The following is a 16432-nucleotide window of genomic DNA, read 5'->3' on the forward strand; positions in this document are numbered from 1 at the left end:
GGCTTTACGAAAGAAGGATATCCGCCAATCTTGTGCAAGAATCCGCCATATCCAACCTAATATCCGCCAAATTCACGAACTTATCCGCCAAGCCTAACAATTTGGCTTTACGAAAGAAGGATATCCGACAATCTTGTGCAAGAATCCGTCATTTCCAACCTAATATCCGCCAAATTCGCGAACTTATCCGCCAATCGTAAACTTTAGACTTTACGAAAGAAGGATATCCGCAAACCATCCAATATACGAAAAAGGCTGTTTAGAAAGCACTTCTTTCTATACAGCCCCATCCCCCTTCATTTGTCTTTTCTTTTTCCGTTCCGCCATTTCTTCCGCCGTGTAAATGATGCGCATCGGGTTTCCTCCCACCATTGCTCCGGCAGGAACATCTTTATTCACCAAAGTCGCTGCCGAAACAATCGCGCCATCACCGATTTCCACTCCCGGCAAAATCGTTGAATTTGCACCAACCATCACTTCATTCCCGATTTTCACATCACCCAAGCGGTACTCATCGATCAAATACTCATGAGCCAAAATCGTCGTATTGTACCCAATAATGGTATTGTCGCCGATGGTTATGCGCTCCGGGAACATCGTATCAGGCATGACCATCAATGCAAGGGACGTTTTCTTCCCGATTTTCATTTTCAAAAAGGTGCGATAAATCCAATTTTTCAATCCCATAAATGGCGTGATCCGGCCGATTTGAATAAAGATAAAGCATTTGACAACCTTCCAAAAAGATACGGTTTTATAAACATGCCATAAAGAGTTGGCGCCTCCTTGAACCTGGTACCTTTCAGTTCTCCGCATATTACAACCCCTTCACGATCGTTAGTAAGTCGGACATGTGATGCAACATATAATCCGGCTGGAACTGTCTCAAATAATCCTCCCCTTTGATTGACCAAGCCACTCCGGCAGTTTTAACACCCGCATTTTTTCCCGCCAAAATATCGTGATAATTATCCCCGATCATTAAAGCTTTTTCTTTCGGCACTTTCAAGCGGTCCAATGCCAACAAGACCGGCTCCGGATCCGGTTTTACCCTGCTTACATCTTCCAAGCCGATCCAAAAATCAAAATAATGCTCCGCTTTCATCAATTTGAGACCTCGTTCAATCGTTTCCTTTTTTTTCGTGGAAACGATGGCTAATTTATGTCCTTCCTGTTTCAATTGTTCCAACGTTTCATTCACACCGTCAAATTCTTTCACATATTGGTCGTGATAGGCATGGTTCCACTCGCGATATTTCGCGATCATTTCATCGACTTCATTTGGCGTAATTTGTTCAAATGTCTCTTTTAATGACGGACCAATGAATTTGATGCAATCTTGCGGCGAATATTGCCCAGGAAATTTGTCGTTTAATACATGCATAAATGTCCGGATAATTAATTCATTTGTATTTAATAATGTTCCATCGAAATCAAATAGTAAAGCTTTCATTCTGTTTGTGCCACTTCCTTGTTTAATGCCTTCAGGTCTGCCCTATTCCAAATGTAAGCCACAATGATTGTCAAAACAAATGCTGTAATCAGTCGAATCAACAACAAATATAAAATTGGTACCCCCAACGGCGCGAAGATGAGCGTATCCTCAATCACCGCATGGCAAGCGACCAAGAAGATGAAACATAACGTAGCGTCTTTTTTGCTCACGCCATCCTCTTTGACAGATTGAATCATCACACCTGCCCCGTAAGCCAAGCCGATGACTAAACCGGCAACCAATGTCATGGCAGCGTTTGGCTTTACGCCAATCACTTTCGTCACCGGAGCCAATGCATTCGATAATTTATCCAAGAAATGATAGTCGCGCAAAAATTGCACGATGATCATCAAAGGAATTACAATGATCAACAATTGCAAAATTCCGTAACACGCTTTTTCAAGTCCCAAAAATAAAATTTCCCCCCAGCCGTTCGGATCCGGAGTTTGGGTAGGAACCAATCCATAATGGGCCATCTCTCCACCGCCGTTCCAAACAAAACGGATCACAATGGCGGAAAGGATCGCCAATCCAAAGCGCACCGCGAGTACCACCCAAAGCTTTACCCCCACTTTCAAGGCGACGCCCGTTTCGATAAACATATTGTGGGAGAAGGAAAGCATCACCGCAAGAATAAACACTTCTTTTACGGTAAGATCAACGGACAAAATCCCCGCAATGGCTGCATACAAGTTCAGGAAATTTCCAAGAACAAGCGGAATTGCCGCCTCCCCGCTCAATCCGAGTATCCCCATCAACGGTTCAATGATATGGATAAGCCAAGGCAGAACCGGTGTAAATTGTAAAATCGTAACAATAAATGTAATCGGAAAAATGACTTTGCTTAATGACCAAGCGGTTTGGCCGCCTGCGATGAACCCCTTTTTTAACGTAGACATTTCCCATTTTCCTTTCTATTTATCTAGATAACGAACGACTGGCCGAACCTTCCACCGGCGATAGAATATCGAAACAAAACCGACGATGATCAATGTGATCGAAACGACTTGGGCTGAGCGCAAATCCCCAACCAAATACAAACTGTCTGTTCGCAGAGCTTCGATAAAAAACCGGCCAATGGAATACCAAATTAAATAGGAAAAGAAAATTTCACCACGTTGCAAATTGGCTTTTCTGAACAACAGTAAAATGATGAGCCCGACAAAATTCCATGCGGATTCATAGAGGAAAGTCGGATGAACATATGTACCCAAATCATGGATGTACATTTGTTCTATCAGCCAATCCGGCAAAAATAAATTTTCAAGAAACTCACGGGATACAGGACCTCCATAAGCTTCTTGATTCATGAAATTTCCCCAGCGACCGATGATTTGGCCAATCAATATGCTTGGAGCCGCAATATCCGCAACCTTTAAAAAGCTCACTTTTCTCACACGACAGAAAATATACGCGGTCGTGATCGCACCAATCAATGCCCCGTGGATGGCAATCCCGCCATTCCAAATTTCAATGATTTTCCCAGGGTTTGCACCGTAATAATCCCATTTCATGATGACATAGTAAAGGCGGGCGCAAAGGATTGAAATCGGCACCGCCCACAACAACAAATCACCAAAAAAATCTTCAGGTAATCCGCGCTTTTTCCCCTCAGCCTGGGCAACGATATACCCGAGGATGATGCCTGTGACAATGATAATGCCATACCACCGGACAGTGAGTGGACCAATGCTTATGGCAACCGGATCAATTGCTAACAAAATCGTATCCATATGAACTCCTCCCAACACCATAATCTCCCATAATTAATATTCATCTATTTCATCATGCATTGCAATGACCTCGTCCAACCTTCTAGAAAATTCCAATGCAGGATTGATGCCGATTTTTTTCAAACGATAGTTCATCGCTGCCACTTCAATAATTACGGAAACATTTCGTCCTGGCCGTACCGGAATCGTCAATTTTGTTATTTCCGTATCAATGATTTTCATTTTTTCTTCATCCAGGCCCAAACGGTCGTATGTTTTATTTGGATCCCAGGTTTCCAGCTCCACGATCAATGTAATGCGTTTATATGGACGAACAGCGCTTGCGCCGAACAAAGTCATGATGTTGATGATGCCGATTCCCCGAATTTCCAGTAAATGCTCCAATAATGGCGGCGGACTTCCAATCAATAAATTCTCGGCTTCCTGGCGTATTTCCACACAATCGTCCGCGACCAAACGATGGCCCTTCTTAATTAACTCCAGAGCGGTTTCACTTTTCCCTACACCGCTTTTTCCGATAATCAATACACCGATTCCATAAACATCCACCAATACGCCATGAATGGCCGTAGATGGAGCCAGTTTACTTTCCAGAAAGTTTGTCAGCCTGCTCGAGAATCTTGTCGTTTTCATGGAAGTGACAAGTACAGGCACATTGTTGTGATTGGAAGCATCGATCAATTCCTGCGGCACTTCCATATTTCTTGAAATGATAATTGCCGGCGTTTCCTGTGAGCACAATTTCATCATTCGTTCTCTTTTCAAATCCGGAGGGAGCATTTCAAAAAAAGATAACTCGGTTCTTCCAATCAGTTGCACGCGGTCTGCAGGATAATGGGTAAAATACCCGGCCATCTCCAATCCAGGCCTTGAAATATCGCTTGTTGTAATATACCGGCCGATCCCTTCATGACCGCTGACAAGCTTTAAATCAAATTTTTCCATTACATCTTTTGTTGTAACTTGTGCCATTCCACTCTCCCACCTTTTTTCTCATATGTATTTATTTTAGCATTATAGTATACTTAACCAAAATAAAAAAGGAGACGCACTTGCAACGTCCCCTAATTTTTTTCCAATGTAAACGCTTTTAATTTTTCATTATTTTTGTTGTGCCAACCAAGCAGCAGCAACTTCAGCATCTTCACCTGAAAGCAAACCTTTAGGCATGGCATTTTTACCGTTGTTGATGACATCTAAGATTTCTTCTTCAGATAATCTTGAACCAACGTCATTTAATGCAGGCGTATTGCCCATACCTTCCAAATTTCCACCATGGCAAGAAGTACAGTTTTTCTTAACTAGCTCTTCGCCTTTGCTTGCATCTGCAGTAGTGTCGCCGTTTGAACCTCCGTCAGCAGTGTCGTCTCCGCCACCACAAGCTCCAAGTACAAGCGCGGACCCTAATAGTAGTGCTAACCATGCTTTTTTCATTTCTTGAACCCCTCCAAGTAATAAAAATTTGCAATACAAGTTCATTATATCAAAATGATTGAAGAAAGAAACATTTGGTCTTTTCACCAAAGCTTAGAAAACAAGGCAAAAGCCAATATTTTCAACGCTTTCGGCAATTGTTTCATCTTTGTGAATTCTTTGTGAAAGACCGTTCACAAACGAATAAAATTATTTTGATATAATTTTTGTCTTATTCAATTGTCTTCGAAGGTTCAGTAATTAATATTGTGGACAAAGAATTGAATCCTATTCGCGCAACTTTGAACGGTTCGTCAAAAAGATTTTTTCGAATAATCTAAAGCGGTTCTGTATATATACCATAATTCCTTCGTTCCGATGCCCAATTCTTTTGCCAATTTCGCCGCCAGATCCAAATCAAGTTTCGAAAGGGCCGTGCTTAATTGTAAATAAATTGTCATTTCCGTTTCCTTTCCGCAAATCGTTTCAATGACCTTTTTCGAAAACGGCAATTGTTGTACAATGGCTTGAATCGGTCTGTGCAAGATGGCATCAATCAGTGAAAACATGCCGACAAAATAATACTCCGGATAATTTTCTTTATTCTTTTTTCTTGCCAACATTTCACATGCTTTTGCACGCAATATGGACGTTCTCATCAATTCGATTTCAACATCCGACGTCTCTTCCAGCCGCTCTTCATGAACGGCCAATAAATACAGAAATTTTTTAAGCTCCATCCAGCCAAACATCGTGATGGCCTCCTGAATGGAACGCACTTTTAATTGCTTTCCGGAAATATTGTTGATCAGCCGGAGCAACTTATATGTGAGTGTCACATTTTGTTCAATTTTTTCGGCAAGTTCTTTGATGTCAGGATTCTCTTTCTTCAAAATGCACATCAATTGGAAAAAATTCAGGGTGTTTAATGGGATATCCGTCGTTTTGATAATCTGTGGCTGCTCAAAAAAATAGCCTTGGAATAATGAATAATTTGCCGCCTTCGCTTCTTCAAATTGACTGCGGTTTTCGACTTTCTCCGCCAACAACCGGATGCGTGGAAAGTGATTTCTTACCCGTTCTTCAATCAGCGATTTTTCATTTTTTGAAGTGCTTAAAAAATCAATTTTGATAATGTCGATGTGCGGGAACATGAGGTTATAATCTTCTATATTTTGCTGCAAAACAAAATCATCCAATACAATCGTAAAACCCCGTTTTTTCAACTCGATAATCCGATCGATCAATTTTTGTGTAATCGGAACATTTTCCAATATTTCAATGACAAATGTGGCAGGATCGATGATATCAAAAATGTCACTCATCAATAATCTTTCCGTAAAATTCACAAATCCGGGCAATCCATTCGTCAGTTCTTCCATGCCAATCGAAAACACTGAATTTTTCAATACTTGCATGGTTGCACTATCTGAATCCACTTTCTCAAAACGGTTGGCCTCATTATTTCTATATAATAATTCATAAGCAACGACCTCTTCATTCCGATTAAAAATTGGCTGCCGTCCTACAAATACTTCCACATCGATGGCCTCACTTCACTTCAAAAAATTAGTAACTATTTCAATAATATCCAATTATAGTAAATTATAAAATCACTTCAAAGTACTAAAATTTACCAGTTAAATCCGAGGGAAATTGGTCTTATTAGGTTTAAAAAAAGTATCATCCGAAAAGATGATACTTCCGAAATGTTTATTCTTCTTGAAAAATGTTTGACCATTCATTCCGTTTTTCCAACATTTCTTTGGCCAATTGTTTTGCCCCTTCCAAGCTGTGGTTTGCCGCCCAGCCGCATTGCACTTCATTACATGCGGGAACTTCTGTCGCATTCAACACATCGTTCAGGGTTTTTTCCAAAATGTCCAGCACTTCTTCATAATTATCGTGATTGATCATTGTGAGGTAAAATCCGGTTTGGCATCCCATCGGACTTAAATCCACCACTTGATTTGTATGATTGCGGATATTTTCAGCCATTAAATGTTCAAGGGAATGGAGTGCCGGCATTTCCATGTGATCTTTATTCGGCTGTTTAAAACGGAGATCGTATTTCCGCACCACATCCCCATTTTTTCCTTCAATCACGCCCGCTAAACGCACATATGGCGCACTCACTTTTGTATGATCCAAATTGAAACTTTCCACATTCATTTTTTTCATCGTACTTCCCTCTTTTCTCAAATAGCGTTTTCAATAAATTCATTGTACTGCTTTCCCTTTATTCTGTCACTTTTCTATGAAACCGGCCTTCAATCGGCCATTTCCAAACTTTTTCGGCCTCACGCATCTCAATAGGTGCGATTGGCAGATTGTTTCAATGCCATACCGGAACTTGCCGCAATCCATCGCTTAATTTTTCACATGGGCAATAAATCGCCAGCGGATCAAGTAAAAATAAATCACTTGCAATAAAATCAGGAAAGAAAAAGCGAATATAATTTCCTTTACAATCGAGATATTGGCAATGTCTTTTAAAATGTTTTGCAAAGCTAAGAAAGCGAACAAACTATGGACCATCGCCACTCCCCAGGGCAAGAAAAACTGCGGGAATAATTGGGTTGTCACGAGTTTCTTAATTTCGCTGTCGGTTATGCCCATCCGCTTCAACACGTCGAATTTCCGTTTTTCCGAGTCCAAATTTGTATGGATTTTAAAATAGATGAAACTTCCGGCCGCCAGCAAAAACACTCCGGCAACCAACAATCCTGCCAGGGTGAACAGCGAATACATCGATAAAACATAGGAATAATTCAACCCCGCATTTTCAAAATAAAAAGGCAGCTGATACTGTTTTTTGCTATATTCTTTCAACACCTGCTGATAGATGGACAATCCCACATCCTGCGCTTCCAGCCATTGGGGAATATCAAAAGCGAACAAATGATATCCCGGCTCCACCCGCGGATAGCCGTTATACGGATTTTTCAAGCGGGAAAAATCTTCATCGCTGATAATGATCGAGTTTGGACTGACAATGGAACTTGGGAAAATCAATTTTGGATACACCTGGTCGATGGTAATTGGCAGGTCATTTTCCTTCAATACGGTATTCACCGTTCTTCTGGACAGCTTTTTAATCGATTCTTCCGAATAAGGAATAAACATCCCTTCCCCACTGTCCAGCTGCACCATCGGATACCCATAGGAAAACAGCAAACTGTTGATATCCGATTCTTTAAACACTTCCACCTCGTAATTCGTAAAAGAAGAGGTTTGTTTTTTCACTTCAAAACGGGCCATATGATAGGAAAGCCCCTTCTCTTCCAATTCGTTCACAATGGATGTTATATGCTGTTTTTCATAAGGATTATCGATATGCCCTTTGTATATCAACCCCAATGGATTGAATTTGTCGTATTGGGACGTGTAGGAAGACAAAGCCGCAAGCAGCCCGATGCATAGAAAAGCCGCTGCCGAAACCATCGTCACCACAAAATACACTTTCCCGTTGTTTTTCAAAATCACCGTATGTTCCGCAATGGACAACATTCGCGATTTTTTCCAATAAAAGTTTTTTCTGCTTTTCATAAACCGGACGAACCATTGGATCGCATCTGTGAAGAACAAATAAGTTCCAATCGTGATGAGAATCGGCAATAATACGACAAATGGATAAAAGTTCACCCGATTCGTAAGCAACGCCAAAACATATGAAATTCCCAATAACACGATTGCCAAAATGGCACGCTTTTTGGAATATTGATCGTCAATATTGGAAGATTGATACCATTTCAATAAATCAATAATCTTTCTCTCCGGGGAAAAGTTGACACTGATGATGGAGATGATGACAAAGGCGCTGAAATATACAGCGATCGTCAAAACGAAAGGCTCCCATTTCAAATATAGGGGCAGCTGTTCCAGCATCAAAATTTCCCGTACAATCATAAAGAAAAATTTCGTAAAGGCGTAGCCAAACAGGATGCCGCAAGCAATGGACAGACTTCCGATAATCATCGTTTCCAAAAAGATCAGCTTGCTGAGCTGCCGTTTCTCCATGCCCAAATGGAGCAAAATGGCAAACTCCTTCGCCCTCGACTCCAAAAATGCTTTCATGGAATAAAAAATAAAGAACCATGAAAACAGAACCAAAATCATTTCCGCAAATACCAACCCGCCAATCGGCACTTTTCCCAAATACCCGTCGTCGATTTCCGGATGAAACATCAGCATCGAATAGATGAAAAACACAAAGACGGAAAAGAAACTGGCCATAAAAAAGGCCGCATAGATCCGGAAATTGCGGATCACGTTACGGTAAGCGAATTGATGAAAGGTCACCGACTCTTCCCCCCAACAGGCTCAAGACGTTTAGTATGCGTTGGAAAAACGTTTGTCTTCGGTCATCCCGGTAAATTTCATTAAAATATTCACCGTCTTTGATAAAAAGCACCCGGTCACAGAAACTTGCGGCAATCGGGTCATGGGTGACCATGATGATGGTTGCATTTCTTTCTTTGTTGATTTTGCTTAACAGTTCAAGCACTTCTCTTGAGTTGTGGGAGTCAAGATTCCCTGTCGGTTCATCGGCCAAAATAATGGACGGTTTATGAATGAGGGCTCTTGCAATCGCCACCCGTTGTGCTTGGCCGCCGGATAATTCATCCGGTCTTTTATTTAGGACACTGGACAATCCCAACTTTTCTGTCAGCTCTTTTACGCGCTCTTTCATCAATGCAACAGGCTGATTGTCCAGCGTAAGGGGCAATACGATATTTTCTTCGACCGTCAACATCGGAAGCAGGTTAAAATCCTGGAAGATAAATCCAAGTTCCCTTCTGCGGAAATAAGCAAGCTCCGTTTTGTTAAAAAGATGCGGCTTTGTGCCATTAAAAATGATTTCGCCCGATGTCGGCTTATCAATCGTTGAAATGATATTCAGCAAAGTTGTTTTCCCGCTTCCGCTGGGCCCCATGACCGCCAGAAATTCGCCTTTTTCCACATCAAAACTCAACTGATTCAATGCGCGGTTCGTAACCTTTCCTTCATATACTTTTGTAACATCCACTACTTGTAAAATTGGCATAAAAGTTCCCTCTTTTTAGCAATTAATCTTCCAATCATTCTTGCTTCCATTCATGAAAAAACCACTTTGACGATTGTTCCTTTTCCAACTTCCGATTCAATCACAAGTTCATGGCCCAATTTCCCGCAAATTTCCTTCGCCAAAAACAATCCCATACCGGTGGATTCCCCCGTTCTCCGGCCATTTTCACCAGTAAAGAACGGTTTGGTCACCCGGGATAAATCGGATTTTGGAATGCCGATCCCTTCATCCTGCACACATAAAACCGTTTTTGTCCCATCTTTTTCCACATAAATTTTTACTTTTTTATTTGGTTCAAAGGTATATTTCACGGCGTTCGTAATGAATTGACCGAGCATAAACTTCAGCCATTTGGAATCCGTTGCAACGGTTATGTTTTCGTCAATGTCGATCATCGGGAATACATGATTTGTAATAAATAAACGCTTATTGTCGTTGATTGTTGCAGTGACAATCTCTTTTAAGTTCACCTGCTCAATCTGCATATCCTCTTCAAATTTTTCAATCCGGGCACTCATCAAAACCATTTCAATGCCCCGTTTCAACCGGTCGACTTCTTCCTGGATGCTCGATTTATCGATCTCCTCTTCCTGCAGCAACAGTTCTATAACAGAAATGGGAGTTTTCATTTGGTGGATCCATTGATTCAAAAACTTTTCCTGTCTGTTTTGTTTTGCATAAAGGTTTTGCACTTCATGTTGATAATGCCGATACAATTCCTGCAAATATGCCTCTGTTTGAAGGTGCTCCGCTGTTTTCGCATTTTTTTGAAGGGCATCATCCATCGAAACAGGCAAATTGGATATTTTATTTAAAAAATTTCTCCGCAGCGTATAACGTACGGCAAGAAAGGAAACAATCAGAACCATGCTGATCACGATGGAATAGACAGCCGTATCCAAATTACGGAAGCCGTCCAGCCAGTACAACGACAAAATAAAAAGATCGACGAGCAACTGGAAAATGATAAAGAAGATGTTTTCTTTCAAGAATAGTTTTAATCCCATACCTATTTTTCCTCCGGATGTAAAACGAATCGATAACCGGCGCCGCGAACCGTTTCAATGGCGGATTGGACACCATATTCGGCAAGTTTTTTCCGGACGCGGGTCATGTTTACATTTAATGTGTTTTCATCAACAAAGGCCTGGTCATCCCATAGCTCTTCCAGCAATTTCTCTCTGGACACCACTTTCGGTGACTCCCTCATGAGCAGGTTTAAAATGGCACACTCCTTTTTTTGTAATGGAATTTCCTCATTTTTTACATGCAGCTCCATCCGTTCCAAATAAAGCGTCAATTGCCCCAATTGAACAGTCCGTTCTTCTTGTCTTGATGAATATTCCCCGTAAGTTCTTCTTAAGTGGCTTTTGATTTTTGCCAATACGATTTCATAGTTGAATGGTTTTGTAATAAAATCATCTCCGCCATTCTCCAATGCGAAAACCTGGTCCATTTCCCCGGAACGGGCAGAAATGAAGATGATCGGACATTTTGTATATTGTCTCAATTGTCTGCACCAGTAATAGCCATCATAAGAAGGCAGGTTTATATCAAGCAATATGAGATGCGGTGAAAATGCAAGGCATTCTTCTATAATCTCATCAAAGTTTTTGACGATTTCCACTTCATATTGATATTTTTTTAACATTTCAGCCAGTAACGAAGCGATTTTATAATCATCTTCTATGATATAAATTCGCGTACTTTCCAATCTCCTTCCCCCCTAACGGAAACATCTAATTCTATTTTATCAAAAAATGGGCTACGGTCATTTAATGGCCTCTTTCCGTTCCATTTTGTTAATTTCCTCATATTATTTCACAAAAATGTCACAGGTTACTTTTATAAATGGGCAAATTCCTATTGACGAATCCAAACTGTTATAATACAATTACAAATACAAACAGGTATTATAAAACAGTTAGTCCACAAGGAGGTCCCCTCATGTTAGAAAATATCGTTGAGTTCTTCAGAAACTTGCCTGAAAAAATCTGTGTTAAATGCGGCGAAAAAATTGAAGAACAAAGTGAATGCTACACAAATACATGTGACAAATGCAGCACACATTAATCATAATCGTTGCATAATATAACAGTAATGCGCTCCTGACCTATGAAATGAACTTAATATTAAATCGCTTAACATTAAATTAAATCGCTCAACAAACTGTCGCAGATATAAAAACTTATTCACTGTTTTTTGTCATAGTAAAATGTTTGACGGCTTAAGTTTTCAATTTCGGAGAACTTAAGCCGTTTATTTTTTCAGCTTTTGATTTTAACAGTCATTCATGATTCATGTTTATTTCACAAAAAAGAAACAGCACAAACTTTTATGGTCTGTACTGCTTAATAAGTTGACAATCATTTATCTTTTCCTGCATTTATGATGACTTGTTCTGACAATATTTTCGGACTGCCTAAAAATGGTTTTGTTTCATACCGGGAAGTAATTGATAATGGTGCTATACCACTGCCTGCAAGATAAGATCTGACATCTAAAACAATGATACCATCCTTTAACACATAATTTTTTCCATCAATTTTTTTCTAGAATCAAATTCAGTATAGAATTTATCAAGAAGCGTAACGAAAAAGGAATGGATGGGTATGGGGTCGCGCAGTTTCGGTTCTATTCCATAAATTATCCCCAAAAAAGATAACCTGTGAAATTTTTACGAAATGTAAAATTTCACAGGCTTTTTCATTTCAGATGTGTATATCTTTCCAGCCTTTTCTTATTATCTGAACCAGTTAAAACTATTCTTCATCTTAATGGTTTTCATGGGAATCTTCATGTTCATCCTGACTGTGATCATGCTGCATTTGTTCCGTGTCTTCTTTGGATGTATCTTGTTCCGGAAGCACTTTGCTCATATCCGGATTTCCTGCAACGATTTGTTTTTTCGGCATCACGTGCAAGCCTCTTGCTGTTGTATGGGCATACATATAATACACGCCATCATGGTTGAACGTAAATTCGGCTTTATACACGCCATCTCCCGCATGTTCCGCTTTAATCATGGCTCCTTGTTCGCGCAACCCGGATTCCCATACTTCGAATTCCACGGAATCCGCATCTTCCACGTTTTCATTGTTCTGTGTCACATGGGCAGCCAGTTCCACCGGTTCGCCCACTTTCACTTCATCAGGAGTCAAAATATCCACTTTCACTTCCAATGCGGAAACGTCAACTGGTTCCTCATTTGTATCCACTTCCGATTGTTTCTCATTTGTATTGCATCCAACCAACAAAATGGGTACAGCCAACAAAGAAATAATCCATTTTTTCATGTTAATCTTCCTCCATTAAAGGTAATGATATGGTAACAAGCGTTCCTTCACCCACAACACTCTTAATTGCAAGTGCCCCATCGTGCTGCTTCACCAACTGTTTCACGATTGATAATCCCAAACCGGCTCCACCGTCTATGCGGCTTCTCGCCTTATTGACCCGGTAAAATCTTTCGGTGATATGAGGGAGATCCTCTTCAGGAATACCAATTCCTTCATCCTGTATCTCAATGATCGCACGATGATCTGATTGATAACTGTGAACCGTGATTTTCGCGTTTTCATTCGAATAGCGAATGGCATTTTCAATCACGTTAATGAAAATCTGTTTCAGCTTCTCTTCATCCCCTTGGACAATACAATTTTCATCCAAGTTTTGCACGATGCGAATATTCTTTTTGTTCGCTTGTCCTTCCAACAGTTTCACCGATTCACGGATGGTTTCCGAAAGGACGATTGGAAGCATCTCAATTTCTTCCTGTTGTTTCCGGACTAGTTGCAGCAATTCATTTGTTAACCGTTCCATTCGGATCGCTTCCCGATGAATCAACTCCAACGCTTCCTCGCGCTCTTTCCCGTCAAGAAGCTGATTTTGGATCGCCTCGCTGTATCCTTTGATATAGCTGATCGGCGTACGCAATTCATGGGATACGGTCGCCAGGAAGGTTTTTTGCTTTTCATCTTCCTGCTGAATGGATTCGGCCATGTGGTTAAATGCTTCCGACAGCATGCCGATTTCATCTTTTGATGTAACCTTTACCCTCGTGCTATAATCCCCTTCCGTCATTTGTTCTACCGCTTTTTGCAAATCGTTCAGCGGGCGCATGATCCGCTTCAGGCTCTGATAAACAAAAACGGCGATGACAAGGGCAAAAAGAATCCCTCCACCTATAAATATAGCCACTTCCGTTTTAGCTAATTCAGTAATTTTTGCTAAAGGATAATAAAGATAGATAATTCCTTCCAACCGGTTTTGATCCACAAGCGGCAAAATGACCGATACGACTTCACGGTTGAACCGCTCTTCATAGCCGATTTTTGTCACGTTTTCACCATTTAACAAAACCCGCCGCTCATCCGGACCAATCAATGTATTGTAATCGATTTCGAAAGGAACACATGCGCTCAGTTCACGAGGGTTGCGGACAGCAAACACATTGTAGGTGGAATACTGATTAAATTCCTCCACCATTTCCACATATCCATCGGTCACTTTTCCCCCGGTATACATGGATTGGAGGTTTTCGCCGATTTCCACCATTTCGCTTTTTGTATCTTCCACATAAAATTTTTCATATAGAAAATCCGCGAAAATGTACATAAATGCAATGGTCAATATCAGATAAACGATTATTAATACCCATATTTTCGTTGAAAGCTTTCTCATACTTGATCAAAGCGATAACCAATCCCCCAAACAGTTTGGATGTAGTCGCTTGCCTCCTTCGAAATTTTCCCCAATTTTAGCCGCAATGTTTTGATGTGGGTGTCCACCGTTCTTGTGCCACCGTCATAATCCATTTCCCAAATTTTCTCCAACAATTGCTCGCGGGAAAAAACGGTGTTTGGATTTTTCATAAATAGTTGAAGCAAATCGAATTCCTTAAGTGTCAATGTGACTTTTTGATTGTTTACATACACTTTGCGGGAAGCTTCATCCAGTTTGATGACTCCCCGTTCAAGGAACTGTTGCTTATTGACTCCTGTTCTTCTGAGAACGGCTTGTATTCTGGCAATCAATTCACTGGAGGTGAAAGGTTTTACGATGTAATCATCGCCCCCGATGGTCAACCCTTTCACTTTGTCCTCATTGTCATCTCTTGCGGTCAAAAAAATGATTGGAACGGAAGAGATTTTCCGGATCTTTTCGCATACTGTAAAACCGTCTTCTTTCGGCATCATGACATCCAAAAGGACGATATCCACTTCTTTTCTTTCAATGAACGGATAAGCTTCTTCACCGCTTTCAACTGCAATGGTTTGAAAGTCGGATTTTGAAAGCATCAATTCGATTAGATTTCTCATATCTTGTTCATCGTCTATGATCAATACGGTTGGCATTTTCAAACCTCCCTTACCAGCAACTGGAACGGCCCGGATTTGGTCGGATTTTTATGTAACACTTTCCCATCTTCTTCCAGAAAATAGATTTGATTATCGTCAAATCCAGCAACAATAATCATATCTTTAAATGCAGCGACAGAAAACGGGTTTGCCCCCACTTCTTTGCTCCATAACACGTTTCCATTCACGTCGCATGCGTACAATTCATTGGAACCATGGTTGGTGATATAAACGACCTCTCCATTTTTTGTAAACCCGACAGGCATATGTGATGCTTGGATTTCCTGAACCAACTGGCCAGTTTGCAAATCGAGCACTTTCACTTTCTGATTTGGATGGCTTCCGGCACCATGCCCTCCTACCCAAAGTGTATCGGTTTCCTCCACAACCAATAGACCGGTCGAGGATTTATCGATTGGCCATTCATCAATGAGAGCCATGGATTTTATATCAACAACGGATAGTACAGGGGATTTGTAGTTGACGACATATAACTTTCCTTGGTGACTATCCATTGACATCGGGTAATCTTTCAGGCGGATTTCCCCCAGCTTTTTGCCATGTTCATTAAAACTGGCAACAGTATTCTTTTTGCTATTTGTAATGAAAAGCACATTTTCTTCTTCATCGTAATAGGCGTTCGTTGTTCCGGTACCCGTTTCTATGGATTGTATCAATTTTCCGGTGGACAGTTCATATATATCCACTTCGTTCAATTCATGCCCGTAAAGCACGATGCGATCGTAAGGAATCAACGTTGCGCCCGTATACGCTTTATCGAACTCCCATGTGGCAATCCGTTCCCCTTTCGAATCAAAAAAATCGATGGAAGGCTCCAGTATATTTACGGATGCAACAAAGGATTGATGCTGATTGATCGATGTGAAATGCTCATCATTACAGCCTTGCAAGATCCAAATAATGCATAAAAATAATAATGCTGTCCATTTTTTCAAGCAATCACCCCTAATTCTATAGTGTAGTGAAAAAGTGTGAAGTTTCGATGAAATAAATTTGACAATCGTTTCAAATTTTTAAACATCGTTAGGGGATTTTTCATTGATTTTGTAATGATTGATATTACTTAGAGCAAATATTATGTGTTGGGATGGTCCTTCTTGCTCGGATAAACATCTGGTTTGCTCGGATAACTCCCTCTCTCGCTCGGATACGCATTCCTCTTGCTCGGATGACACCCTCTCTTGCTCGGATACGCATCCCTCTTGCTCGGATAACTCCTTCTCTTGCTCGGATAACTCCCTCTTTTACTCGGATAAACACTCCTCTTACTAAAGCTTTTACGAAAAAAGCTGCTTCGAAGGTGGCATTGACCATCGAAAGCAGCTATTGATCCGAGATATGA

General features: G+C 40.8%; 18 protein-coding genes. 1 reads left to right on the forward strand and 17 read right to left on the reverse strand.

The features are described from left to right. Positions 1 to 276: 276 nt before the first annotated feature. From ACFPOH_RS08490 to ACFPOH_RS08545, 12 genes are all read right to left on the reverse strand, one after another. Complete coding sequence (locus tag ACFPOH_RS08490) at positions 277 to 816, reverse strand: acyltransferase (protein WP_342468695.1); 540 nt, start codon at positions 814 to 816, stop codon at positions 277 to 279. A gap of 1 nt (position 817) precedes the next feature. Continuing rightward, complete coding sequence (ppaX, locus tag ACFPOH_RS08495) at positions 818 to 1453, reverse strand: pyrophosphatase PpaX (protein ID WP_390309405.1); 636 nt, start codon at positions 1451 to 1453, stop codon at positions 818 to 820. Beyond that, the gene (locus tag ACFPOH_RS08500) at positions 1450 to 2394 is read right to left on the reverse strand and encodes a nucleoside recognition domain-containing protein (protein WP_390309406.1); all 945 of its coding nucleotides are present in this window, start codon (positions 2392 to 2394) and stop codon (positions 1450 to 1452) included. Before ACFPOH_RS08500 ends, ppaX begins: the two co-directional genes overlap by 4 nt. 15 nt (positions 2395 to 2409) lie before the next feature. Beyond that, the gene (gene lgt, locus ACFPOH_RS08505; protein ID WP_342468692.1) at positions 2410 to 3228 is read right to left on the reverse strand and encodes a prolipoprotein diacylglyceryl transferase; all 819 of its coding nucleotides are present in this window, start codon (positions 3226 to 3228) and stop codon (positions 2410 to 2412) included. 33 nt (positions 3229 to 3261) lie between these two features. Further along, the gene (gene hprK / locus ACFPOH_RS08510; RefSeq protein WP_342468691.1) at positions 3262 to 4200 is read right to left on the reverse strand and encodes an HPr(Ser) kinase/phosphatase; all 939 of its coding nucleotides are present in this window, start codon (positions 4198 to 4200) and stop codon (positions 3262 to 3264) included. Between the two features lie 129 nt (positions 4201 to 4329). Continuing rightward, on the reverse strand, positions 4330 to 4662 hold the full coding sequence (gene cccB, locus ACFPOH_RS08515; protein ID WP_390309407.1) for a cytochrome c551: 333 nt from the start codon (positions 4660 to 4662) through the stop codon (positions 4330 to 4332). A 293-nt stretch (positions 4663 to 4955) separates the two neighbouring features. Next, entirely contained in the window at positions 4956 to 6182 is a 1227-nt protein-coding gene (locus ACFPOH_RS08520) for an EAL and HDOD domain-containing protein (protein ID WP_342581775.1), read from the reverse strand. Between the two features lie 172 nt (positions 6183 to 6354). Then, a complete protein-coding gene (locus ACFPOH_RS08525; RefSeq protein ID WP_342468688.1) occupies positions 6355 to 6822 on the reverse strand; it encodes an S-ribosylhomocysteine lyase in 468 nt (155 codons plus the stop codon). A 189-nt stretch (positions 6823 to 7011) separates the two neighbouring features. Then, positions 7012 to 8943 carry an ABC transporter permease gene (locus tag ACFPOH_RS08530; RefSeq protein ID WP_342468687.1) on the reverse strand — a complete coding sequence of 644 codons (1932 nt, stop codon included), beginning with the start codon at positions 8941 to 8943 and terminating at the stop codon, positions 7012 to 7014. Beyond that, the gene (locus tag ACFPOH_RS08535; protein ID WP_342468686.1) at positions 8915 to 9688 is read right to left on the reverse strand and encodes an ABC transporter ATP-binding protein; all 774 of its coding nucleotides are present in this window, start codon (positions 9686 to 9688) and stop codon (positions 8915 to 8917) included. Before ACFPOH_RS08535 ends, ACFPOH_RS08530 begins: the two co-directional genes overlap by 29 nt. A 50-nt stretch (positions 9689 to 9738) precedes the next feature. After that, a complete protein-coding gene (locus tag ACFPOH_RS08540; protein WP_390309408.1) occupies positions 9739 to 10716 on the reverse strand; it encodes a sensor histidine kinase in 978 nt (325 codons plus the stop codon). A gap of 2 nt (positions 10717 to 10718) precedes the next feature. Continuing rightward, positions 10719 to 11423 carry a response regulator transcription factor gene (locus ACFPOH_RS08545; RefSeq protein WP_342468684.1) on the reverse strand — a complete coding sequence of 235 codons (705 nt, stop codon included), beginning with the start codon at positions 11421 to 11423 and terminating at the stop codon, positions 10719 to 10721. 233 nt (positions 11424 to 11656) lie between these two features. Between ACFPOH_RS08545 and yhfH the strand changes: the two genes are divergently transcribed. Further along, a complete protein-coding gene (yhfH, locus tag ACFPOH_RS08550) occupies positions 11657 to 11782 on the forward strand; it encodes a protein YhfH (protein WP_342468683.1) in 126 nt (41 codons plus the stop codon). A 293-nt stretch (positions 11783 to 12075) separates the two neighbouring features. Here yhfH and ACFPOH_RS08555 read toward each other — a convergent pair whose 3' ends face one another. The 5 genes from ACFPOH_RS08555 to ACFPOH_RS08575 form a co-directional block, all read right to left on the reverse strand. Further along, entirely contained in the window at positions 12076 to 12237 is a 162-nt protein-coding gene (locus ACFPOH_RS08555; protein WP_390309409.1) for a hypothetical protein, read from the reverse strand. A gap of 246 nt (positions 12238 to 12483) precedes the next feature. Continuing rightward, positions 12484 to 13005 (reverse strand): FixH family protein, encoded by a 522-nt coding sequence (locus tag ACFPOH_RS08560; RefSeq protein ID WP_390309411.1) that lies wholly within the window; start codon positions 13003 to 13005, stop codon positions 12484 to 12486. 1 nt (position 13006) lies between these two features. Continuing rightward, a complete protein-coding gene (locus tag ACFPOH_RS08565; RefSeq protein ID WP_342468680.1) occupies positions 13007 to 14287 on the reverse strand; it encodes a sensor histidine kinase in 1281 nt (426 codons plus the stop codon). Between the two features lie 101 nt (positions 14288 to 14388). Then, positions 14389 to 15066 carry a response regulator transcription factor gene (locus ACFPOH_RS08570; RefSeq protein WP_342581778.1) on the reverse strand — a complete coding sequence of 226 codons (678 nt, stop codon included), beginning with the start codon at positions 15064 to 15066 and terminating at the stop codon, positions 14389 to 14391. Between the two features lie 2 nt (positions 15067 to 15068). Beyond that, positions 15069 to 16025, reverse strand: a complete 957-nt coding sequence (locus ACFPOH_RS08575) for a YncE family protein (protein WP_342581779.1) — start codon at positions 16023 to 16025, stop codon at positions 15069 to 15071. Between the last annotated feature and the right edge of the window lie 407 nt (positions 16026 to 16432).

Source organism: Ureibacillus suwonensis, from assembly GCF_042655065.1.
Taxonomy (GTDB): Bacteria; Bacillota; Bacilli; order Bacillales_A; family Planococcaceae; genus Ureibacillus; species Ureibacillus suwonensis.

Coding starts and splice junctions, on each gene's coding strand:
- ACFPOH_RS08490 (WP_342468695.1), bottom strand. CDS start 816: ATGCGGAGAACTGAAAGGTACCAGGTTCAAGGAGGCGCCAACTCTTTA.
- ppaX (WP_390309405.1), bottom strand. CDS start 1,453: ATGAAAGCTTTACTATTTGATTTCGATGGAACATTATTAAATACAAAT.
- ACFPOH_RS08500 (WP_390309406.1), bottom strand. CDS start 2,394: ATGTCTACGTTAAAAAAGGGGTTCATCGCAGGCGGCCAAACCGCTTGG.
- lgt (WP_342468692.1), bottom strand. CDS start 3,228: ATGGATACGATTTTGTTAGCAATTGATCCGGTTGCCATAAGCATTGGT.
- hprK (WP_342468691.1), bottom strand. CDS start 4,200: ATGGCACAAGTTACAACAAAAGATGTAATGGAAAAATTTGATTTAAAG.
- cccB (WP_390309407.1), bottom strand. CDS start 4,662: ATGAAAAAAGCATGGTTAGCACTACTATTAGGGTCCGCGCTTGTACTT.
- ACFPOH_RS08525 (WP_342468688.1), bottom strand. CDS start 6,822: ATGAAAAAAATGAATGTGGAAAGTTTCAATTTGGATCATACAAAAGTG.
- ACFPOH_RS08535 (WP_342468686.1), bottom strand. CDS start 9,688: ATGCCAATTTTACAAGTAGTGGATGTTACAAAAGTATATGAAGGAAAG.
- ACFPOH_RS08540 (WP_390309408.1), bottom strand. CDS start 10,716: ATGGGATTAAAACTATTCTTGAAAGAAAACATCTTCTTTATCATTTTC.
- yhfH (WP_342468683.1), top strand. CDS start 11,657: ATGTTAGAAAATATCGTTGAGTTCTTCAGAAACTTGCCTGAAAAAATC.
- ACFPOH_RS08560 (WP_390309411.1), bottom strand. CDS start 13,005: ATGAAAAAATGGATTATTTCTTTGTTGGCTGTACCCATTTTGTTGGTT.
- ACFPOH_RS08570 (WP_342581778.1), bottom strand. CDS start 15,066: ATGCCAACCGTATTGATCATAGACGATGAACAAGATATGAGAAATCTA.